The 21,749-nt window shown below is 62.1% G+C and carries 20 protein-coding genes; 10 read left to right on the forward strand and 10 right to left on the reverse strand.

Annotation, left to right across the window (positions count from 1 at the left end; all coding sequences use genetic code 11):
• Positions 1 to 13 precede the first annotated feature (13 nt).
• The 4 genes from P3G66_RS09360 to P3G66_RS09375 form a co-directional block, all read right to left on the reverse strand.
• Complete coding sequence (locus P3G66_RS09360) at positions 14 to 1,165, reverse strand: thiolase family protein (protein ID WP_276116442.1); 1,152 nt, start codon at positions 1,163 to 1,165, stop codon at positions 14 to 16.
• The gene (locus P3G66_RS09365; RefSeq protein ID WP_276116443.1) at positions 1,162 to 1,539 is read right to left on the reverse strand and encodes an OB-fold domain-containing protein; all 378 of its coding nucleotides are present in this window, start codon (positions 1,537 to 1,539) and stop codon (positions 1,162 to 1,164) included. The genes P3G66_RS09360 and P3G66_RS09365 overlap by 4 nt, the downstream gene beginning before the upstream one ends.
• A 32-nt stretch (positions 1,540 to 1,571) precedes the next feature.
• Positions 1,572 to 2,360 (reverse strand): enoyl-CoA hydratase/isomerase family protein, encoded by a 789-nt coding sequence (locus tag P3G66_RS09370; RefSeq protein ID WP_031331690.1) that lies wholly within the window; start codon positions 2,358 to 2,360, stop codon positions 1,572 to 1,574.
• A gap of 100 nt (positions 2,361 to 2,460) precedes the next feature.
• Positions 2,461 to 3,600: an acyl-CoA dehydrogenase family protein gene (locus tag P3G66_RS09375; RefSeq protein WP_276116444.1), complete on the reverse strand. Its 1,140-nt coding sequence runs from the start codon at positions 3,598 to 3,600 to the stop codon at positions 2,461 to 2,463.
• Positions 3,601 to 3,695: 95 nt separating this feature from the next.
• Here P3G66_RS09375 and P3G66_RS09380 point away from each other — a divergent pair, with 95 nt between their 5' ends.
• From P3G66_RS09380 to P3G66_RS09395, 4 genes are all read left to right on the forward strand, one after another.
• The gene (locus tag P3G66_RS09380; protein WP_276116445.1) at positions 3,696 to 4,076 is read left to right on the forward strand and encodes a nuclear transport factor 2 family protein; all 381 of its coding nucleotides are present in this window, start codon (positions 3,696 to 3,698) and stop codon (positions 4,074 to 4,076) included.
• A complete protein-coding gene (locus P3G66_RS09385) occupies positions 4,076 to 4,450 on the forward strand; it encodes a hypothetical protein (protein ID WP_276116446.1) in 375 nt (124 codons plus the stop codon). The genes P3G66_RS09380 and P3G66_RS09385 overlap by 1 nt, the downstream gene beginning before the upstream one ends.
• Before the next feature lie 171 nt (positions 4,451 to 4,621).
• Entirely contained in the window at positions 4,622 to 5,833 is a 1,212-nt protein-coding gene (locus P3G66_RS09390; RefSeq protein ID WP_276116447.1) for an acetyl-CoA C-acetyltransferase, read from the forward strand.
• Between the two features lie 55 nt (positions 5,834 to 5,888).
• Positions 5,889 to 8,066 (forward strand): 3-hydroxyacyl-CoA dehydrogenase NAD-binding domain-containing protein, encoded by a 2,178-nt coding sequence (locus P3G66_RS09395; RefSeq protein WP_276116448.1) that lies wholly within the window; start codon positions 5,889 to 5,891, stop codon positions 8,064 to 8,066.
• A 55-nt stretch (positions 8,067 to 8,121) separates the two neighbouring features.
• Here the strand turns inward: P3G66_RS09395 and P3G66_RS09400 are convergent, their stop codons facing one another.
• Positions 8,122 to 9,162, reverse strand: coding sequence for an extracellular solute-binding protein (locus P3G66_RS09400; protein WP_276116449.1), 1,041 nt, complete (start codon positions 9,160 to 9,162; stop codon positions 8,122 to 8,124).
• A 277-nt stretch (positions 9,163 to 9,439) separates the two neighbouring features.
• Here P3G66_RS09400 and P3G66_RS09405 point away from each other — a divergent pair, with 277 nt between their 5' ends.
• A complete protein-coding gene (locus tag P3G66_RS09405) occupies positions 9,440 to 11,374 on the forward strand; it encodes an FAD-dependent oxidoreductase (RefSeq protein ID WP_276116450.1) in 1,935 nt (644 codons plus the stop codon).
• A 94-nt stretch (positions 11,375 to 11,468) separates the two neighbouring features.
• On the opposite strand, the gene P3G66_RS09410 is transcribed toward P3G66_RS09405, so the two are convergent.
• The 5 genes from P3G66_RS09410 to P3G66_RS09430 all read right to left on the reverse strand — a co-directional run bounded on the left by P3G66_RS09410 (position 11,469) and on the right by P3G66_RS09430 (position 15,851).
• A complete protein-coding gene (locus P3G66_RS09410) occupies positions 11,469 to 12,833 on the reverse strand; it encodes a lipase family protein (RefSeq protein ID WP_276116451.1) in 1,365 nt (454 codons plus the stop codon).
• Between the two features lie 64 nt (positions 12,834 to 12,897).
• The gene (locus P3G66_RS09415) at positions 12,898 to 13,347 is read right to left on the reverse strand and encodes a GNAT family N-acetyltransferase (RefSeq protein ID WP_083197624.1); all 450 of its coding nucleotides are present in this window, start codon (positions 13,345 to 13,347) and stop codon (positions 12,898 to 12,900) included.
• Between the two features lie 18 nt (positions 13,348 to 13,365).
• On the reverse strand, positions 13,366 to 13,842 hold the full coding sequence (locus P3G66_RS09420) for a GNAT family N-acetyltransferase (RefSeq protein ID WP_042922718.1): 477 nt from the start codon (positions 13,840 to 13,842) through the stop codon (positions 13,366 to 13,368).
• Positions 13,843 to 14,016: 174 nt separating this feature from the next.
• The gene (locus tag P3G66_RS09425; RefSeq protein WP_046377871.1) at positions 14,017 to 15,138 is read right to left on the reverse strand and encodes a DUF475 domain-containing protein; all 1,122 of its coding nucleotides are present in this window, start codon (positions 15,136 to 15,138) and stop codon (positions 14,017 to 14,019) included.
• A 137-nt stretch (positions 15,139 to 15,275) separates the two neighbouring features.
• Positions 15,276 to 15,851: a TerD family protein gene (locus tag P3G66_RS09430; RefSeq protein ID WP_003941199.1), complete on the reverse strand. Its 576-nt coding sequence runs from the start codon at positions 15,849 to 15,851 to the stop codon at positions 15,276 to 15,278.
• Positions 15,852 to 16,094: 243 nt separating this feature from the next.
• Between P3G66_RS09430 and P3G66_RS09435 the strand changes: the two genes are divergently transcribed.
• The 5 genes from P3G66_RS09435 to P3G66_RS09455 all read left to right on the forward strand — a co-directional run bounded on the left by P3G66_RS09435 (position 16,095) and on the right by P3G66_RS09455 (position 21,736).
• On the forward strand, positions 16,095 to 17,240 hold the full coding sequence (locus tag P3G66_RS09435) for a hypothetical protein (RefSeq protein ID WP_007727045.1): 1,146 nt from the start codon (positions 16,095 to 16,097) through the stop codon (positions 17,238 to 17,240).
• Positions 17,241 to 17,332: 92 nt separating this feature from the next.
• Entirely contained in the window at positions 17,333 to 18,490 is a 1,158-nt protein-coding gene (locus tag P3G66_RS09440; RefSeq protein WP_037129307.1) for an HpcH/HpaI aldolase/citrate lyase family protein, read from the forward strand.
• A complete protein-coding gene (locus P3G66_RS09445; protein WP_276116452.1) occupies positions 18,487 to 19,776 on the forward strand; it encodes a phosphoribosyltransferase family protein in 1,290 nt (429 codons plus the stop codon). Before P3G66_RS09440 ends, P3G66_RS09445 begins: the two co-directional genes overlap by 4 nt.
• On the forward strand, positions 19,773 to 20,882 hold the full coding sequence (locus P3G66_RS09450) for a cysteine protease StiP family protein (RefSeq protein ID WP_276116453.1): 1,110 nt from the start codon (positions 19,773 to 19,775) through the stop codon (positions 20,880 to 20,882). The genes P3G66_RS09445 and P3G66_RS09450 overlap by 4 nt, the downstream gene beginning before the upstream one ends.
• Positions 20,879 to 21,736: a haloacid dehalogenase gene (locus P3G66_RS09455; RefSeq protein WP_042922713.1), complete on the forward strand. Its 858-nt coding sequence runs from the start codon at positions 20,879 to 20,881 to the stop codon at positions 21,734 to 21,736. Before P3G66_RS09450 ends, P3G66_RS09455 begins: the two co-directional genes overlap by 4 nt.
• Positions 21,737 to 21,749 lie beyond the last annotated feature (13 nt).

Here is a 21,749-nt window from a genome sequence, read left to right on the forward strand (position 1 = left end):
CGTCTTCGCAAACTCAAACGGACAATACGGTGCAGGCACTGATGCCCGGTGCGCCGTACACGTGGGTGAACCCGATTCGGGGAGTACCGGGAACCTGACGGGCACCCGCCTCACCACGAAGCTGGGTGACTATCTCGTGCACCTGGCGAAGGCCCGATGCGCCGATCGGCTCACCGTTGGCGATGCATCCACCGTCGGTGTTGATCGGAATACGGCCTCCGATCTCCGTCTCGCCGGTCGCAATCATCGATTCCTGTTCGCCGGGCTCACAGAAACCGCATTCGGCCATGTGCATGATTTCGGCGCCGCTCTCGGTGTCCTGCAATTGAGCCACGTCGACTTCGCCGGGGGAGATGCCTGCCTGCTCGAAAGCGGCCCGGGCGGCGTCCGCACTGACACTGGTCGGTTCACCGCTACCTTGCACGGCCGGGCTGAAAACCTCGAAGGAGCCGAATCTTCGGGTGCGATGGGTGATTGCACGAAGTGTGACCGCTCGCGCAGCGAGTGCTTTGGTTGCGCTCTCGCTGGCGACCACGATCGCGGCGGCACCTTCTCCGGGTGAGCAGAACATGTAGCGGGTGAGCGGGTCATTGACCATGTCGGCTGCTGCGATGGTCTCGGCGGACATTGCCTCCCGACGCCAGGCATTCGGATTGAGAACGCCGTTGCGATAAGCCTTCTCGGCCACCCGGGCCAGGGTGTCGGCCGAGATGTTGTGCTGGCGCATGTAGCGCGAGATCTTGGCTCCGAAGAATTGTGTGGTGACCATCAGACCGGCCTCGCCGTAACCCTCCGGCAGGCCCCATTCTTCCGGTCGGGGATCGAATGCCCCGCGCGGGTGCTTGTCGAAGCCGACCGCCAGTGCGATCTCGGCTGCACCCGACCGCACTGCGTTGACCGCCGAGAAGAGTGCGCTACCGCCGGTTGCACAACCGTTCTTGACGTTGGTGAAAGGTATTCCGGTGAAGCCGAGTTCGGCTACAAGGGTGTCAGCCAGCCCGGATCCGTCACTGCCGCCGAAGGCGACCTGGACGTCGGGCCATGAAAGTCCGGCATCATCGAGCGCGGCGCCGATCGCGGTGACGGCCATGGCACGCCCACTCACTCCCGGTTGCCGCCCGAACTTCGAAAGTCCGGCTCCGACGATCGAAACGGGCTGCGTCACTTGATTGCTCCCAGTTCGGTGTCGCGATCGACGGCGAACCGGGGCACCGGTGTGGTGGCGACCAACGTCACCGGTGCCTGATCCAGTCCGTCGAAGTCTTCGCTGTCGATGATTGCCTCGACCTTGATTCCTTCAGGGAGCTCGATGTAACCGACTGCGAAGGGAGTGAACCCTCCGGCGGGCGGTACATACGGCGGCGATTTCGGAGGGAAACGTTGAATCGTATACGCCCACAGCACACCTCGGGTACTCAACTCGAGAGGTGTCGCCGTCGGCGTTGCGCACTTGCTGCACATGACGCCAGCTGGAAAGGCCACCGTGGCGCACACCGTGCACCGGCTGCCTTCGAGCACGATTGCTGTCTTCTCTTCCATGCCTATCCCTTCAGGTCTCGGGGTGAATCAGATCAGCGGCCGACCCACACCGGATCACGCTTCTCGAGGAATGCGGTGACGCCTTCCTTGCCGTCTTCCGACTGCAGTGCGTTGCCGACGGCCAAGTGCTCCATGACCATGAGCGACTGGATGTCGGCGTCGAGGCCCTTGTCGATGCACATCTTGGTGAGCTTCATCATGAACGGGCTCTTGTCGGTCAGAGTCGCGGCGAAGTCTGCCACGGTCTGATCGAGCTGATCGGCCGGTGCCGAAGCATTGATCAGGTCGAATGCAGCGGCCTCGGTGCCCGAGAGCAGCTTGCCGGTGAGCATGAGCTCCTTGGTCTTGCGAACCCCGATCATGCGGGGAAGGCGGTAGATCGGGCCGGCGCCACCGAAGAGTGCGCGACGGATGTGGAAGTCGCCGATCTTGGCGTCATCCGATGCGATCGCGAAGTCGCAGGAGATCATCAGTTCGAAACCACCTGCGGTGACGTAGCCTTCGAGGACTGCGATCGAGGGTGTGTTCATCGAGTAGAGGCGGTCGCAGACCTTGGCCGAGAGCACGGCGACGTCCATCGCGGTGGTGCTGCCGATGAAGTCGGAGAGCAGTTCGTCCAGGTCGAAACCTGAGCAGAACGTGTTGTTGACGCCGCGTAGCACCAGAACCTTGAGGTTCGGATCGTTGTCGACCTCGACGATGATCTCGTCGAGGCGGTGCAACAGTTCAACGGTGACCGCGTTCTTCTTGTGCGGGCGGTTGAGCCAAACCCGTGCGATGTCTCCGTCTTTCTCCAACAGGATGTGGTCGGTCTCGATCATGATAAACCTTTCGTGGGAGCTTAAGTTGAACTGGATTCACTTCAGTATGCATTTCGGGTGACGCCGCGTCAATACGCGGCGTCGACGACTTTTCGAACAGTCAAACGCCGATCAGTTCGGCGATTAGTGCGCGATGAGTGCGCGAATCTCCCTGTATTGCTTCGTTTCCCAATGCGCGCCGGAAATAGGAGTGAGCCGGGTGTTCCCACGTGAAGCCGACGCCGCCATGCAATTGCACGGCCTCGGCCGCGGCGTCGATGGCCGCGTCGGTGCAGACGGCGCCGGCCACCGCGATCGCCAATCGGGCAGTGTCCGGGGCCTCGTCGTATACGGCTGCGGCATATTTGCTTGCCGATCGAGCGCGCTCGAGCAGCACGAGCACGTCGGCCAGTCGGTGCTTGACGGCTTGAAACGAGCCGATCGGGCGCCCGAATTGATGTCGGGTTTTCACGTATTCGACGGTCATCTCGAGCAGGGCGTCGACGATTCCGGTGTTCTCGAAAGCGATTGCGAGCGTCCGTAAATCATGAACCCGAGTACAGACCCGGGCATAATCGTCGGCACCGACCACGGGAACTGCCGGCACTTCCGCTACGGTCAGGTCGGCCTGTCTGCGGGTGGGGTCGACGACTTCGCGCTCGCGCCAGTGCGCCTGACCGGCTGTCTTAATTGCGAATATCTGCCGTCCGGCGGCGGTGTCGGCGGAGACGATGACGATGTCGGCAGCAGCACCACCTACGACGGCCGAGACCTCACCGCTGAGCAGCCAGGAGGATTCCCTTTCGACACCGCTGAGTCGATCGGTCGCGGCAGTCAGTGGACTGACGCTTGCCACCGAGAATCCCTCGAGGACGTTGACCAGTAGTTCGTCGACGGGATGCGTGGCCGCCAATAGTGCCTGGGCGCCCAGGACCGCCGAGGAAAACACGGGCTCACAGGCCAGGCTCCGACCGCACTCTTCGAGAATGATGCCGAGTTCGACCATGCCGTAACCCAGCCCGCCGCGATCTTCTGGCGCAGCGAGCGAAGTGACCGACATATTCTCGATCAATTGCTGCCAGAGGTCCGGCGAGTATCCCTCGGCCGTGTGCGAAGCCGACCGAGCCTGTTCTGCGCCGCCGTGTTTCCCGAGCAGCGCTCGAATCGCATCACGAAGCTCCGACTGTTCGGGGCCAGGATTGAGAGCAGCGGGCTCGGAGAGTGGCCAGGGGGGCTCTACCTGGGAAGTAGACGATTTCATATCACTCCACTTGACTTGAGTTCAGTTTGGTTATCGATCGAGACTAGCGCGTCAAGGCCTCGACAAGAAGGGGTGAACCGAACTAAGTTCATGTCATGAGTACAGTGATCGAAACTTATTACGCGACCGTGGACAGCGGTCGACTCGAAGATGCTGTGGCCTTGTTGGCCGAGAACGTGGAGTTCGCCATGGTCTTGCCCACCGGGGCTAACTACGGGAGTGGTCGTGCGTCAATGCTCGACTACCTGTCGGGTCGCCCTCCGGTGGATCGCAAACACAAGGTCCTGCGCGTTGCAGCCGAAGGAGATCTGCATTTCCTGCATGGGTCGGTGACTGAAAACGGGACCAAGACCACGGGCTATTTCGTCGGTGTCATGCACGTCGATTCCGCCGGTCTCGTCGATCGCTATCAGGTGACCTTCGACGCTGAGTTCAGTTTGATTCCCCCCGATTCGTCCGCCGAAGGAGTTCGCTGATGAGCGAGACCAACCAGACGCCAGTGCTCATCCAGTGGTTCGAGTACATGGATTCCGACGATCCGGACCGCGTGCTGACGATGATCAGCAAAGACTTCGTGATGTCCGTTCAGTTCTCGAAGGGTGATGGTCAGTCTGCCGAGTTCGTCGGCGATCGCGACGGTCTCGTTGCCTACCTGGCGCAACGCGAGAAAAGTGTTCTGGTCCACCACATCGACGCCGGGGCATTCGTCGACGGTGTCGAGTTGTCACTCGGGCGCACCACTCGAGGCGGCGAGTTCGAGGCTTCGTTCAACGCCACTGCGCAGCTCGACAGCGAGGGCAAGGTGCGGCGCCTACTGATCGCCCGCACCCCCGAACTGTCCTTCTCCTGATTCCAGCTCCATCCAAGCCGACCTCAGGTGCCGCACAGTCTTCCCGCGCTACCCGGGGACGCCGTATATCCTCCGCGATCTCTATCGCAGGCGCGCGCCGCCATTCTGGCAGGCGGTCCTCCCTCTCGTCCGGCCGAAATAGCTGAGCCATCATGACCAAAAGGAATCCCTGTGAGTGAACAAGCATTTATCTACGAGGCCATTCGCACGCCGAGAGGCAAACTGCGAAAAGGCTCGTTGAACAGTGTCAAGCCCGTCGACCTTGTAGTCGGGCTGATTCAGGAGCTCGGAACACGTTTTACCGCAATGGATCCCGCAGAAATCGACGACGTAGTGCTCGGCGTCGTCTCCCCGGTGGGCGAGCAGGGTGCCGTCATCGCGCGCACCGCGGCCCTGCTCGCGGGGTTGCCGGATTCGGTGCCAGGCACGCAGGTCAACCGTTTCTGTGCGTCCGGTCTCGAGGCCACAAACCTGGCGGCGCAGAAAGTTGCGTCCGGCTGGGACGACCTGGTGATAGCCGGCGGCGTCGAGTCGATGTCGCGCGTCCCGATGGGTAGCGACGGCGGCGCCATCTTCACCGACCCGGCGACCGCATATGATCTGTACATCGCCCCGCAGGGAATCGGCGCCGACCTCATCGCCACGGTCGAAGGATTCACCCGCGAGGACATCGACGGTTACGCCGCACAGTCACAGGGGCGTGCGGAAAATGCTTGGAATGCAGGCTATTTCTCCAGATCCGTGGTTCCGGTGCGGGACTTCAACGGGGTCGTCCTGCTCGATCACGACGAGCATCGCCGTCCGGGAAGCACCGTCGAGAGTCTGGGCAAGCTCACACCGGCGTTCGAAAAACTCGCGGCTACAACCGGTTTCGACGAGGTTGCGCTGCAGAAATACGTCAACATAGAAAAGATCAACCACATCCACACCGGCGGTAACTCTTCGGGCATCGTCGACGGTGCCGCACTGGTACTCGTCGGCAGCGAAGCCGCGGGTAAGCGCGGCGGCCTGACGCCGCGCGGCCGCGTCGTGGCCACCGCCCAAACCGGTAGTGAACCGACGATCATGCTGACCGGACCTACTTCCGCCACCGAACTCGCTCTGAAGCGGGCCGGACTGACCGTGGACGACATCGACGTCTTCGAACTCAACGAGGCCTTTGCCTCCGTGGTCATGAAGTGGATGAAGGATCTGAAGATCCCGCACGAGAAGACCAACGTCAACGGCGGGGCCATCGCGATGGGCCACCCACTCGGCGCTACCGGAGCCATGCTGGTCGGCACCGTGCTCGACGAACTCGAACGTACCGGCGGACGCTACGGCCTGATCACGCTGTGCATCGGCGGCGGCATGGGTATAGCCACCGTCATCGAACGCGTCTGAGTTTGCACCCCGGTCCGCTCCTCCCTCTGTTGAAGAGAAAGAACATACAGAATCAATGACTGACAACATGATCGGCTGGGCGCTCGATACCGATGGCGTCCTCGTGCTCACGATGGACGACCCGAATCAGGGCGCCAACACGATGAACGCCCTGTACACGTCGTCAATGGCCGCGACAGTCGACCGACTCGAAGCCGAGAAGGACAGTTTCGTCGGCGTCGTGCTCACCTCGGCAAAGCGAACATTCTTTGCCGGTGGTGACCTCAGGGACATGCAGGCTTGGGGACCGCAGGCGAAGAACCCGGTGTCTGCCACCGAGGTCACCACCCACCTCAACGAACTCAAGAAGGTGCTGCGGCGACTCGAGGTGCTGGGCAAGCCCGTAGTGTCCGCCATCAACGGCGCCGCGCTCGGTGGCGGGATGGAAATCGTGCTGCACACCCACCACCGCATCGCGGCCGACGTCAAGGGCAACCAACTCGGCTTACCCGAGGTCACCCTGGGTCTGTTGCCCGGCGGCGGCGGAATCTCCCGTGTCGTACGGCTGCTCGGCATCCAGGGGGCGCTGGCAAACGTGCTGCTGCAGGGCCCGCGTTTGAGCCCGACGCGCGCGCTGGAGTTGGGCCTGATCGACCAGGTCGTCGGTTCGGTGGCGGAATTGCTACCGGCGGCCAAGGCTTGGATTCACAACCACACTGATGCCGTACAGCCTTGGGACACCAAGGGATTCAAGATTCCCGGCGGCGGGCCGGCTGACGTGAAGATGGCCCAGGTCCTACCGGTTATCCCGAGTCTCCTCCGTAAGCAACTCAAGGGTGCACCGATGCCGGCGCCACGCGCGATCATGGCTGCCGCGATCGAAGGCGCGTACGTCGACATCGACACTGCCGACGAGATCGAGACCCGCTACTTCGTCTCGTTGGTGACCGGCCAAGTGGCCCAGAACATGATCAACGCCTTCTTCTTCGACCTGCAGGCGATCAACGGTGGAGCGTCAAGGCCTGACGGCTACGACAAGTTCACCGCAAAGAAGGTGGGCGTCATCGGAGCCGGAATGATGGGTGCAGCAATCGCGTACGTCTCCGCCAAAGCCGGAATCGACGTGGTACTCAAGGACATCTCGCTCGACGCTGCGGCGAAAGGCAAGCAGTACGCGGTAGCGCTGGAGGCCAAAGCGCTCGCCCGCGGCAACACTACGGCGGAGAAGTCCGAACAACTCCTCGCCCGAATCACACCGACCACCTACGCCGCCGATTTCGCGGGCGTCGACCTGGTAATCGAAGCCGCATTCGAATCGGTCGAAGTAAAACACCAGGTATTCCAAGAAATCGAGAACATCGTCGAACCCGACGCGGTGCTAGGGTCCAACACCTCCACCCTGCCGATCACCATCCTGGCCGAAGGAGTTGCGCGCTCGGAAGACTTCATCGGAATCCACTTCTTCTCCCCAGTGGACAAGATGCCCCTGGTCGAGATCATCAAGGGGGCCAAGACGTCGGATGCGGTGTTGGCCAAGGTCATCGACTACACCCAGCAGATCCGCAAGACGCCCATCGTGGTCAATGACAGTCGTGGTTTCTTCACCTCCCGCGTCATCGGCAAGTTCCTCGACGAGGCGATGGCTGCCGTCGGCGAGGGTGTGAACCCCACGTTCATCGAGCAAGCAGGCGCACAGGCCGGATACCCGGCACCGCCACTGCAGCTCATGGACGAACTGACACTCACACTGCCTCAGAAGATCCGCAAGGAAACCGAGCGGGCACTGCTCGCTGCGGGCGAGACTGTTCCATTCCACGGTTCCAACGCCGTCATGGATCGGATGGTCGGTGAACTCGAGCGCACCGGGCGATCCGGCGGCGGCGGTTTCTACTCGTACGACGAGAGCGGCAAGCGGGTCGGCATCTGGCCAGGTCTGCGTGAAGCGTTCAAGTCCGGGTCCACGGAAATTCCGTTCGAGGACATGAAGGAACGAATGCTGTTCGCTGAAGCGCTCGAGACCGTGCGCTGCTTCGACGAGGGCGTGCTGGAGTCGGTCGCGGACGCTAACATCGGCTCGATCTACGGTATCGGCTTTCCAGCCTGGACCGGCGGCGTGATCCAGTACATCAACCAGTACGACGGCGGGCTGCCAGGTTTCGTCGACCGCGCCCGAGATCTGGCGTCGAAGTACGGCAGTCATTTCGAACCACCGCAGTCGTTGGTCGAGAAGGCTGATGTGGGTGAAAAGTACTGAAGTAGTAAAGCACTGAGGTGGCCCGCCTCGATCCGAGGCGGGCCAGATCGCAGCACTAACGTTGAAAGCTCCGCTCCCATTCTTCTTGGAACTTGCCGGTCAGCTCGGGAGTGAGCGCAGCGGTGTCCGGTAGAGGGATATCCTGCGCACGTCCGACCGAACCCGAGATGTCCGGCAGAGCACTACCGTATCCGTACGAGAGTGCCTTCTGCCCTGCTTCTGTGACCATGAAGTTGGCCAGTACCTGCGCGGCATTCGGATGCGGCGCGGACGCGAGTACCAAGGAATACCACGGCGTTCCCCAAGCCGGCTCCGGCAGTACCCAATCCACCGGGGCACCTGTCGCCATCTCCCTCACCAGCGGTTGCACCATCGGGGTTGCGGCAATCTCACCAGAGCTCAATGCTTGCGCGATACCCAGCGAACTCGGGTATATCCGAGGATTCAGGGCCGCCAGCCGTTCATTGAAATCGCCGTTGCCCCAATTTTTTTCGAAGAACTGGTACTCGTCGACCACGGCCGCGAATCCGCCGGGGTTCACGACCCCAATTTTCCCCTTCAGCGCTGGGTCCAGCAGGTCGTCCGGTGACCGAAGCCCCTGTGGGACAGCGTCGGTGTTCCAGCCGAGCGCGAATATCGCCGCGCTGGTCAGAAAGAACTGGTTGTCGATCACACTTCGGTCGCGCTCGTATGCCGGATCGTCGAAGGCTGGACCGACGATCGGGGTGGAGAAGGTGCCGGAGGCGGCAGCATTTTTGATCCAGGACGGATCCGACGACATGTGAACGTCGCCTACGCCCTTGCCTGTTCGATTCTCGGTTTCGATTCGAGGGTTCATCTCGACATCGGTGCCGCGCGTCACTTCCAAGGTGATCTGCGGGTACTGCGCCGTGAACGCAACCCGCAGTGCCTCCAGATTCGCGGGATGTTGGGTCGAGTAAAGGCGCACGGAACCTTCGGAATTGGCTGCAGCGACAATGTCGTCCCAGTTGCCGGAAACCGTGCTTGTCGGAGTCTCGTTGCTGCCGCACGCTGCAGTCATCATCAGCGTGGTGACCGCAGTCACCGCTATGAACGACCGGGGGAGAATCTTCATGGGCATGCCCTTCTGTCGCGCGTTTGTCGCCTGTGGTCCTCATCGAGTTTCAGGGGTGAATCTCGAAAAATGTTAGAGAGTAAGCGAATTCAGATTTCGCTGATAAATCACCTGAATTCGGTTTAGCTTGCGACGGCAGCATATAGTCATGTGGCTCGGGTCACAACAGGGATGATCGCAGGGCTGTTCCGTGCCGGTTCGATCAGCTAAACTGAATTCAATACAGGAAAGTTTGGAGTGCCATGTCAGTGGGCGCGACCAAGGAAAGAGAGCGTTGATGGGTAACGATTTTCCCCACCTATTTTCACCGTTCACGCTCGGCGGGATGACCCTGAAGAATCGATTGGTGGCATTGCCTGCCGGTACGAGCATGGCCGCAAACGGTGTGCCGACACGCGGGGACACCGAGCATTTCGAGCGGCTCGCGGCCGGTGGAGTGGGCCTGATCATCGGTGGCGCAACCGTGGTTCACCCGACCACGACGCTGCGCTCACGGAAGCTCGTCGAGGCATATATCGATGAATTCGTTCCGGCCACAGCCGCGAAAGTTGAAGTGATACATCGCCATGGTGCGAAGTTCATCGGTCAGTTGTGCCACCTCGGTCGCGAGTTCATCGGCGGCGAATCGGATGCGCCGCCGTCTGCCCCGTCCCCGATAAAGACACCGCGCGATGCGTACCCGCCTCACGAACTCACAATTGCCGAGATCGAGGATATCGTCGAAGGCTGGCGTATCTCGACCGCGAATTTGGTCAAGGCAGGCGTAGACGGCGCGGAAATCCATGCCGCGCACGGTTATCTGCCTGCTCAATTCATGTCCCCGTTGACCAACCAGCGAACCGACAGCTTCGGTGGATCGTTCGAGAACCGAATGCGGTTTCCTCGTTTGGTGATCGAAGCAATGCGCTCCGTCATGCCGACCGGATTCGTTCTTGGCGTGCGATTGAGCGGTGAAGAGGAAATCCCCGGCGGTATGCAGATCGACGACTGCGTGCGCATCGCGGAAAACATGTCCGAACTCGGGGTCGATTACTTCTCCATCACGCACGGCACCCGCGGGAAATATGTCAAGGACTCCACCAACGAGGACGCTGTCGCAATTCCGTCCGCGTCAAAGGTGCGAGCTGCCACCGGAATTCCCACTCTCGTTGGCCAGCGTATTCGCGACGCCGCCACCGCCGATCACGCGATCAAGTCCGGTTACGTCGACATGGTGGGGATGGCACGGGCGCTCATCGCCGATCCTGACTTGCCCATCAAGTCGCAGACCGGCCGCCTCGACGAGATCCGTGGCTGTCTCGGCATCAATCAGGATTGCCGTGCCTTCGACCCGCATCTCCATTGCGCGGTCAACGCCGAAGTCGGGCGCGGTCGGCATCCGGGTGTTGGTGTCGTCTCCCCGCGCACCAAGGAAGTATTTGTCATCGGCGGCGGGCCGGCCGGACTCGAGGCAGCGCGCGTCGCCGCAGGGCGCGGGCACCGTGTCACACTGTTCGAGCGGAACACCGTTCTCGGCGGCGCTGTCCGCGTGGCCGCGGCTGCGCCGCATCGCGCCACCTTGGTCGATATCATCGATTACCTTGGGCGAGAACTCAAACGGCTCAAAGTCGATGTCAACCTCGGTGCCGAAATCGACGCCGACGACCTTGCCGACATCCACTCGTCAGCTGACCACGTCATCGTGGCCACCGGATCGCGGCCGGCCGAACTACCGATCGAACTGTCGGGTCGAGCAGCAGCCACGGTCGACGACGTCTTGTCCGGTCGAGTACCGGAGGTGGCAAGTCGACGCGCAGTGGTATTCGACGAGGGTGACGGATTCTGGCCCGCATACAGCGCCGCCGAAGCGCTCGCCGGCCGGGGCTGGCACGTCACCTTTGCCACCCCGCTTTCTGCATTGGTCTCGCGGATTCCGGCCGAGAGTGCAGGCCCACTTCTCGGCCGGCTCGGTGACGGCGGCGTGGAGTTCAAGATTTGCCACACACTCGTGGTTCCGGAAGATTCCGCGTTGCCACTGATTCTGCGGCCCGTGTTCGGCGGTGGTGACATAACGATCTACGACGCGTTGGCCGTCTGGCACAAACCGCGGATTCCGATGTCGAATCTTGGTCTCGTTGCCGGAGAGTCCGTCAGCGTCATCGGTGATTGCGTCGCGCCCCGTCGGATCAGTCACGCTGTCGCAGAGGGATATCGTGTCGGCGCAGAACTCTAAGTGCGATTTACGGGCCCTGCGATAACGCGGTCCATGCAGTTGAGTTCAATAGCGCACCAGGACGACAAAGGTATCTGTTGGCGGGATCGCTTCGCTAGCGCGCCGCATGTTCCTGCGGCGCAAGTGAGTTCCCCGGTCCAATGTTCGCGCAGTTGGACGGTGCAGGCTTGCCGTTCAAGCGGTCGTCGACCCAGGCGAGCGCACCGGGGAGCCAGAGCATGGCGCCGAGGAAGTGGCTTATGGTGTCGTACTGGTCGTACTGAATCGCCAGGCCGGCGTCGCAGTACTTGCGTGCGAGGGTGCGGACGTCGCCCGTGATCATCACGCCGTCTCCCGCTCCGACACCGGGGCCGCCGGGTTGGGTGCCCTCGATGGTGCCGTTGGCCGCCTGCGCGATGAACATCGGAATGGTCGGTGTCGCCGCGGTGCCCATGTTGATCTTGTTCACGACATCGACGTACTCGGGGACCGTATTGGGATCGGCGTACTCGGGTTTGACCAGATCCTGCCAGGTCAGTCCGGGATACTGTGCCAGCACATTGCCGATGGACGCGTCTTCGAGTCGAGCCATGACGTCGCGTCCACGGTCGCTGAGATACTTCCCGAAATCGATGTCGTACGAACGCGCAACGCCGACGACTGCCATGCCGACAACGCCGCCCCACCCGATGCTTCCGCTTGCGTAGCGAAGGTTGTTGGCCGGATTGACCAGCACGCCGCCCTGCGCGGCGCCGATCAAGTTGTCGTTGATCTCCGGTGCATACGCGGGAGCGAGGATCGAAGCCCAGTTGGTGGCGATCGCTCCGCCGGAGTAACCCATCAGCGCGATCTCTGCGTCGTCGGTGATTCCGGTTTCCGGGACATCGCGGGCGGCACGCAGAGCGTCGAGCGTCATCATCCCGTATTCGGGTCCGGCAGCGAAGTTTGCATCCGGGCCCTCGGTGTCCGGGACGACGATCGTGTAGCCCAATGCGAAGAGCGGCCCGAACAAGGCTGCCTCGATGGACGTGAAGGTACCGCCGATGTTGAAGTTGCGTCCGCTGGGAGTCCAGTCGCCGATCGGGGTGTTACCCGCGATGGCTCGCGACGGGCTGTCGTCGGGGTTCAGCGAATCGTAAAAGGACTGGTACGAAACAACTTTGTTCGGTTGGGCGTTGGCCGGGCGCAGGATCGAGGTGACGTTGGCGGACGGCTGTCCCAGGGCGTCGGTTGATCGGTAGAGAACCTGGACTGCCTGTATCGGGGTCGGGATGTTGAGCACGGTGTACGGCACGGTGCGAGTCTCGAGTACCGCACCCGGGGCGTACGACGAGAGGGGTGCCGCGCCGTCGTAGCTGTAGAAACCGTCATCGGGGGACTTGGCAAGGGCTGGCTGCGCGAGTGCTGCCGGTGCACCGACGCCTGTCAGTGCAACCGCGAGTACTCCGACAACTGCGCGAGATAAGACCCTTGACGACATACTCGTCCTCCACATTGGTGTGCCACGCCCCACCCTGAGATCGTGGTGTGACGACCACCATATATTACTCGTGGGTAATGTGGGGATCGGTCAGATCGGGCGCAGGCTCGAGGTCTCGGCGTAGGAAGATTTCGGAGGGCTCGCCTGGGAGTAACAGAACTCCCGCGTCGGTATATCCCATTGCGCGATAGAAGTTCTGGGCTGATTCGTCGGCGAGTGTGGAGGTGAGGACCTGCGAGTGTCCCGCGCGGCTCATGCGTTTTTCCCAATCTGTGACCAAAGCGCGCCCGATGCCTTGGCCGCGGTTCGAAGACAGGACGGTCAGCATGTTCATGAACGGAATCTCGTCCCAGAACAAGCCCCAGCGCAGCCATCCGATTGGATTACCGTTGTCCTCGGCGATGAGTATCCGGCCGCGTTGGACCACTGACGCGAGTTCCTCGGCAGCGACGTGCGAGTCGTGCTCACGTAAGAACGGCAAGTCTGTCTGCGCTGCGACGCGAATGTTCACCACAGAAGTCAGTATCGCCGTTCAGTCGGAGTTGATGGCGTTCGGCTTGGACAGGTAGACGACTCCGGGGATGTGGCTGGGGTCCGGCGGCAATTGGGAGTAGCCCGCTCGGGTGTACAGGCGAATGTTCCGCAGGCTCCTGCTTCCGGTGAACAGCTCGAAACGTGTGATGTGCTCCGGAGCGTTCTGTTCCACGTGCTGCAAGAGGCGTCGGCCGAGGCCGTTGCCCGCCAAGTCCGGTGCCACCATGAGGCGACCGATCTGCCATGCGGTTCCGTCCGCGGTTCCTCGCACGGCCCCGACGAGCCGGCCGCCGCGTCGTGCGGTCCAGACAGTCGACTCCTGAACCCAGGCTCGGACCGTGGGTAGGTCCTCGTGGAGCGGGGGTATGTCCATGCTGTTGTTGGAGATTGCTTCCGAAACCCAGCAACAGCGTTGTAGAACAAGGATTTCCGCGGCGTCCTCGTCCGTTGCGCGCTCTATGACTATCTCGTTCATGGTTTCCCTTACGAATAGGTTCTTCGCACCCGCAGGGCAATTGTTCACCCGCAGGCTGAATTTGGCGCGCGGCTGAACAATTGGCGCGCGGCTGTGAATGCAGAAAGTTCCAATTGAGGCATAACAAACAAAACGCCCGCGACCAATTGGTCGCGGGCGTTTCGAAAAAGAACGTCAGACAGTTGCCGGAGTGTTCTCGTCCAACTTCGGATCTTCGTTCGCGATTCGCTTGTTGCGAATGAGGCTGCTGATGAAAGCAGCGCCGATCAAGAAGACACCGACCAGGCCGGTGATGATCTCGTTGATGTGAACGCCGATGGACACCATCAAGATGACGGCCAGAGCGCCGATGGCCCAGTGCGCACCGTGCTCGAGGTAGACGTAATCGGAGAGCGTGCCCTTGCGGACCAGGAAGACCGTGATGGAACGGACGAACATCGCGCCGACGAAGCCGAGGCCGAGGGCGATGATGATCGGGTCTGCCGTGATGGCGAACGCGCCGATGACGCCGTCGAAGGAGAAGGACGCGTCGAGGACCTCGAGGTAGAGGAACAGGAAGAAGCCGGCTTTGCCGGTTGCTTTCGCGAGCTGCGTGGGGCCGCCGGACTTGGCGGTTTCTTCCTCTTCGCCTTCTTCCGGCAGATTGAACAGTTCACCCAAGCCGTTGACCGCGATGTAGGTGATCATGCCCAGAACGCCCGAGATCATGACGGTGGAGACCTTGTCGTCAGCGGCGAGGAACGAACCACTCAGTACCAGGACGATGCCGGCCACGACGACGGAGAGCTGATCGAGCTTGCCGATGCGAGCGAGCGGCTTCTCCAGCCAGGACAGCCAGGTGATCTCACGCTCTTCGAAGATGAATCCGAGGAAGAGCATCAGCAGGAACATGCCACCGAAGGCAGCGATCTGCGGGTGAGCGTCGGTGAGGATGGTTTCGTAGCTCGGCTCGCCGTTGGCGAAGTACGCGGCGTCGTCCGCAGGCGGGTTCAGTGCGAGGTCGAGTGCAGCTACGGGTCCGAGACCGGATGCAGCCCAGACGATCACGAGCGGGAACACCAGACGCATACCGAAGACGGCGATGATGACGCCGATGGTGAGGAAGATCTTCTGCCAGAATTCACTCATTCTTTGCAGAACAGTGGCGTTGATGACGGCGTTGTCGAAGGAAAGCGAGATTTCCAGAATCGACAGGATGATGACGAGGAACAGTGCCTCGGGTCCGCCGTAGATGAACGCAACGATCATCGCGAGGATCGAAATTGCGATGGATAAACCGAATATTCGCAGTACCACGGAGCGTGGCCCTTTCTAGTTGGTCAATGCAGAGTGGTTACTGCAAGCGGTCTCTCACCGCATCCGAACGTGAAAACGGGGAGGGTTCCACAGACTACTGCGGAACCTTCCCCGAGTCAGCTCGTCGAGAGCGAAGATCAGACGTTGACGCCGTAATCGCGCGCGATGCCCGCGAGGCCGGACGCGTAGCCCTGGCCGATTGCGCGGAACTTCCACTCTGCACCGTTGCGGTACAGCTCACCGAAGACCATGGCGGTCTCGGTGGAAGCGTCCTCGGAGAGGTCGTAACGAGCGAGCTCGTTGCCGTTCGACTTGTCGACGACGCGGATGTACGCGTTGCGGACCTGGCCGAAGGACTGCGAGCGAGCTTCTGCGTCGTAGATCGAGACGGGGAAGACAACGCTCTCGACCTCGGCGGGAACCGCTGCGAGGTTCACGTCGATCTGCTCGTCGTCGCCTTCGCCTTCGCCGTCCGTGTTGTCACCCTTGTGCTCGATCGAGCCGTCGGGCGAACGGAGGTTGTTGAAGAAGATGAAGTGCTGGTCGGAGAGGACCTTCTTGTTCGAGCCTGCGCCGATTGCGCTGGCGTCGAGGTCGAAAGCAGCTCCGGTGGTGGAACGTGCGTCCCAGCCCAGGCCGACGACCACTGCAGTCAGGTTCGGGGCCTCCTTCGTGAGAGAGACATTGCCGCCTTTGGTCAAGCTGACGCCCATTCAGGGGTCCTTTCAAGAGGAGAGACAAGGCCCACTACGACGCGAAGTCGTCTTGGGAGTGTGTTTACCTCCACCACCCTAACCGCAGTTCCGGTGTGTTCGCCGTAACAGCAGAATTACGAACCGAGAAGCGAAGTGCTGGACCCGTAGGATTCAATCGTGGTGGGAAGATGGTCGGAGCGCTTCAATCGGGGGGCAAGAGTGGGGGAGTCGGTCAGTCGTGCGCGGGAGGCGCAGACGGCCATGGTTTCGGCGTTCCTCGACATGGACAAGCGGCAGACCATCGCGTCGGCAGCAGTCGACGCTTCCGCCGAGCTGTACCCCGAGCGAGGGCTGCGCGCTGCGTGGGAACCCGTTCGGGATCGGTGCTTCCAGGCTGCGTCGGATTACCTCGACACATCCGAGCGCTATGGCAACGATCAGGTACTCCACCAGAACCCGAACGGTGCTCGGGCGGCGTTCGAAAAGTCGGTAGCCGAACTCGTCGAGGCGGCAAAGGGCGTCGACGCCTTCTACAACGGGCATCGTGCGCACCTCGAGCAGGCGACGGTCACGATGTCCGCCATTCCCGTCCTCGGCCAGCAGGCCCGAACCCTGGCGAACGCCGTCCGGGAAAAACTGGCTGCCACCGATCAGCGCTATCGCGAGTACCCGTCGGTGGTGACGGCCTCCGAACACCTCGACGACGCGGTTGCAGCGCTCGACAATGCGCGCTCATCCGGTCGCGCCGACGCAGTCCGCACGCGGGCCGAGAGTGTCCGCGAAGCGGTATCGGCGCTCGAGGAAGCATTGGCAGAAGCCCCGTCGACCCAGCACCGTGCCGAGATGACGATTTCCTCGGTCTCGACCAGGTTGTCGGCAGTGCGCACTCGAGTGGACCGCCTGGATCCGGCGTACTCCGCATTGCTGCGCGAGTTCAACGCCGCGAGTTCTGCTGACCTCGTCGACAACAGCAGTCGCAGCCGAGCGCATATCGATCAGGCCGACATCGATCTCAAGGAAGCGAAGCAGTCGTTGGCTGCGGGAAACCCCGAACATGCACTGGCTTTGATGGCCGAAGCCCGCGTGCACCTCGCCGACGCCGAAGCGTGTGCCGACGCCGTGACGGACCGTCTCGCTACTCTGCGTGCAGTTCGGGCAGATCCGAGCCAAAAGGAACGTGAGGTTCGTTTCCGGCTGAAAGACGCCCAGATGTTCGCTGTTAACCAAGGGTTGGTGGCGGAGTGGGGCTCTGTACTCGATGCTCAACTAGCAAGGATCGAGCGAGCGAGTGCGTCACTGTCGGGAACTCATCCGGACTACTGGTCGTATGTATTACAGCTGGACTCGGTATCGACGTTCATCACCGAAGTTGTCGAGAAGATGCGGGCGCGAGCCGGCAAAAACTGAATGGTCGGGCCGATCGGGGGATCGGAGTTGCCCGACGCGTTGTCACAGGGGGTCGTTTCATGGACTTGATTGCGGTTACAGAGAGAAGAGAAATGCAGCACTTTCAACATCTCGAGGATGACGTGCGGGAGCAACTGTTCCTGCATGCGCCTCGATCGTTCGCGGATTCCGACGAGAGGGATCTGCTCGCGATTGCTCTGGGTGCAACTCTCTACGTTCCTGCCACCCGGGCCGGGTTGGCCGACATCGTGTCCAAGCGTGCGTCCGAGGGCGTCAGCTCGATGGTGCTCGATCTCGAGGATGCCGTCGCCGATCACGAGGTCGAATCGGCGCGAGCGAACGCGGTCGAAGCTCTCGACAAGATCGCGTCCACCGACGCCGTCGGCATGCTGCTGTTCGTGCGGGTTCGTGAAGTCGCGGACATCCACAAGGTCGCCGCGTCGTTGACCGAGGGGCGCGCCGCGCTCACCGGGTTCGTAATCCCCAAGTTCGGCAGCGAGTCCGGCCCCGTGTTTCTCGACGCCGTCGCGGACGCATCCGAGTTGCTGGGCAAGCATCTCTACGCGATGCCGGTACTCGAATCACCCGCGCTTGTGCACCGCGATACTCGCGATCTCGAATTGCGCACCATCAGTGGGATTCTCGCGCAACACCGCGATCGAATCCTTGCCGTCCGCATCGGCGCCACCGACATGTGCAGCACTTTCGGCATCCGTCGTGACCGCGATCTGACCATCTACGACGTGCGCGTGGTGGTCGACGTCATCGCCGACATCGTCAACTATCTCGGGCGCGCGGACGGTTCGGGTTTTGTCATCACCGGGCCCGTGTGGGAGTACTTCGCCGATCACGAACGCATGTTCCGGCCGATGCTGCGCGCCACCCCGTTCGAGGAACACGACGCCGTCCGGTTCCGTCAGCATCTCGTCAGCCGCGACCTCGACGGTCTGCTCCGTGAGATCGCGCTGGACCGAGCCAACGGAATCCAGGGCAAGACGGTCATCCACCCGTCGCACGTCGCAGCGGTCAATGCACTGTCCGCTGTCACGCACGAGGAATATCACGATGCCCTCGACATTCTCGGTGCCGACGCCGGGGGAGTTCAGGCGTCCGGCTACCGGAACAAGATGAACGAGATGAAGCCGCACCGCAATTGGGCCCATCAGACTGCGCTCCGAGCTCACGTGTTCGGTGTGACCAACAAGGGAATCACGTTCGTCGAGTTGCTGACGGCGTTGGTCGATCGATGACAGAGCTTGTCCAGTCCAAGGACGTTCCCTGGGCTACAGCAGAATTCGGCTTGGACCTCGTTCACGGTGATTCGTCACTCGGGCATTCGGTGCCCGATCTGGTGATCCCGGGTCTTCGACGGAATCCGCGCCGGGCGCACCTGCTGGTGTCCACCGTGCTGGGTAAGCACGTGCCCACCGAGCCGTCCGTGGTCATCGGTGCTGCCGACGACCTCGGGGACTTGGTGCGAACCACCCTCGGTGACGGTGTGGACGTCGTCGTTCTCGGGTTTGCCGAAACTGCAACAGGTTTGGGTCACTGCGTCGCAGCTCGCCTCCACGCTCACTGCTACCTGCACTCCACGCGCCGAGACGTACCCGGTGCTACGACGCTCGCCGGGTTCGAGGAGGGGCACTCGCACGCCACGAGCCATCTGATGCAGCCGACGTCCGCCGAACTGTTCGAGAACGACCTGCCACTGGTCCTCGTCGACGACGAGATCTCCACGGGCGCCACCGCGATCGATGCCATCCGGGCGCTGCACGGGCAATGCCCGCGAAGCCGCTACGTCGTGGCCTCGCTGGTGGACATGAGAACCGAGGAACACCGTGCCGCCAGTGAGGCGGCGGCCGCGGAGTTGGGCGTGCGGATCGATTACGTCTCTCTCGCTTCGGGTTCGACCGTCCTGCCCGTCGGCCTGACCGAGCGTGTCACGGCTCTGGATGCTCCGGATCTCAATCCGGTCGGTGACCGACGCGGCACGCTGTCACGCCTGGATCTGCCATGGCCCGCGCACGTCCCCGACGGTGGCCGGCACGGATTTCTCGACGGCGACACCGAGGCATTCGAGTCAGCCGTCGAGGCAGCGGTGTCGCTTCTCGGATCATCGATCGACGCGTCGCGTGCTGTGATCGTGATCGGTCACGAGGAGTTGATGTACCTGCCACTGCGCATCGCGGCGGGCTTGGAAAGCTCTGGGCGAGCGGTTCGGTACCAGACCACGACTCGCTCACCCGCCTATGTCGTCGACGTGCGGGGATACCCGCTGCGCCGCGGGTTCACCTTTCCGGCACCGGAACTGGGTGAAAACGAGCCTCGATACGTCTACAACGCGCAGTGGCCTGATGCGGCGGTCGACGCGGTTGCATTGCTCGTGGTGGACGAGCCGGCCGACACCGATCGGTTGACGGCGATGGACGGAGTGGTCGAAGTGCTGCGAAACTCCGGCACCGACGTCTTGGTCGCCACCGTTCGCGGGGCCGATCCGTCGGCGCTGCGAGATTCCAGAGCAGGAGAGTCGTCATGAACGAACCATTGGTCGGACCCGATTTCGGTTCGTACTCGCCGGGTGAAGTGAAGTGGCTGCTCAAGGATCTCTCGCATGTGGATCTCGAAGCGGATGTTTCCGTGCGCGAGAAGCGCATTCAGTCGGGTGAGGCGCACTACGCGGAGTCCCTTCCCATCGAGTACCAACCCGATCAGGCGTACCGGGATCTGTTCGAGACGGTGCTCGCCGAGAGCGCTCCTCGCCTGGCACGCGCTGTCGGGACCGTGATGGACCTGGTGCTGGCCGAGCGGGGGAGTGACATCACGCTGGTCTCACTCGCCCGGGCCGGAACACCGATCGGGATTCTGATGCGCCGCTGGGCCCAGCAGACCCGCGGATTGACGCTGCCGCACTACGCGGTGTCCATCGTCCGCGGCAAGGGAATCGATTCCGTCGCACTCGATTATCTTGCGCACCATCACGACGCGGAGAACGTCGTCTTCGTCGACGGCTGGACGGGCAAAGGCGCCATCGCCCGCGAACTCGACGCAGCGTTGACGGAATACCACGAGGCAGGCGGAGCGAAGTTCGACTCCGATCTGGCTGTTCTCGCCGACCCCGGACACTGCGTGCGAACGTACGGGACCCGTGACGACTTCCTGATCGCGTCGGCGTGCCTCAATTCGACGGTGTCCGGCTTGGTCTCACGAACTGTCCTCAACGACACCCTCATCGGGCCCGGCGATTTCCACGGCGCCAAGTTCTACGCCGACCTCGCCGACGTCGACGTTTCCAACAGGTTGCTCGACGTGGTCTCGGCCGAGTTCGATTCGGTTCGCGGCGACGCAGCGGATTCTCTTGCTGCAGTGCTCGATTCCGATCGGACGCCGACCTGGGCCGGTTGGGAGTCGGTGGAGAAGGTGCAGGCCGAGTACGGGATCACGACGGTCAACTTCGTCAAACCCGGTGTCGGAGAAACAACCAGGGTGCTGCTGCGCCGGCTTCCCTGGAAGGTTCTGGTGCGCGAACTCGAAGCCCCGGAGCACGCACACATCCGGTTGTTGGCACAGGCCCGTGGGGTCCCGGTCGAGGTCGTCCCGGATCTCGCCTACTCGTGTGTCGGCCTGATCAAGGACATCACGTGAGCCGTGTGGACACCGCTGCGTCCCAGGTCCTGATCGCCACGGATCTGGATCGCACGATGATCTATTCGCAGGCCGCGATCGGCGGCGATCCCAGTGGCTCCGACCTGGATTCGGCACCGAGCCCGCTGTGCGTCGAGTACTACAACGGCGGTCCGCTCTCGCACATGAGCGTCGAATCGATCGAACTGCTGACCGCGCTCAGCTCGCGGGTTCCGGTAATTCCGACGACGACCAGGACCATTGCGCAGTTCCAGCGGATCGATCTTCCCGGCGGACCGTGGAAGTACGCGATCACGAGCAACGGCGGAAACATCCTCGTAGACGGCGAAGCCGATCGCGACTGGCGAAACGAGATCGACCGTTCGACCCGTAAGTCCGGCGCCGAGTTGCCGCAGGTTCAGGCGGAACTGGAATCGCGGATCGACTCGAGCTGGGTCAGCTCCATTCGTGTTGCCGACGACCTGTTTCCATACCTGGTCGTCGATCTGGCCGTGATGCCGAGTGATTTCGAAATCGAATGGAATGGGTGGTGCGTGACGCGGGGCTGGAACGTCTCGCGTCAAGGCCGCAAGATCTACACGATGCCCGACGCGGTCTCGAAGTCACGAGCGCTGGCAGAGGTGCGCCGCAGACTGGTCGAGTCGGGTGATCTGGATCAGTCCGCCGTCGTGATCTCGGCTGGTGACGGCGCATTGGATGCGGACATGCTCGAATACTCCGATTTCGCGATCAGGCCCAGGCACGGTGAGCTGGAAGAACTGAATTGGCAACGGCCGACCGTTACTGTGACAGAAAGGTCCGGTATCGCAGCGAGCGCGGAGATCTTGCGGTGGTTCTCTTCCGCGCTCGGGTAATACACGCTCTCTA

This window comes from Rhodococcus sp. C3V, assembly GCF_029269915.1.
Taxonomy (GTDB): domain Bacteria; phylum Actinomycetota; class Actinomycetes; order Mycobacteriales; family Mycobacteriaceae; genus Rhodococcus_F; species Rhodococcus_F qingshengii.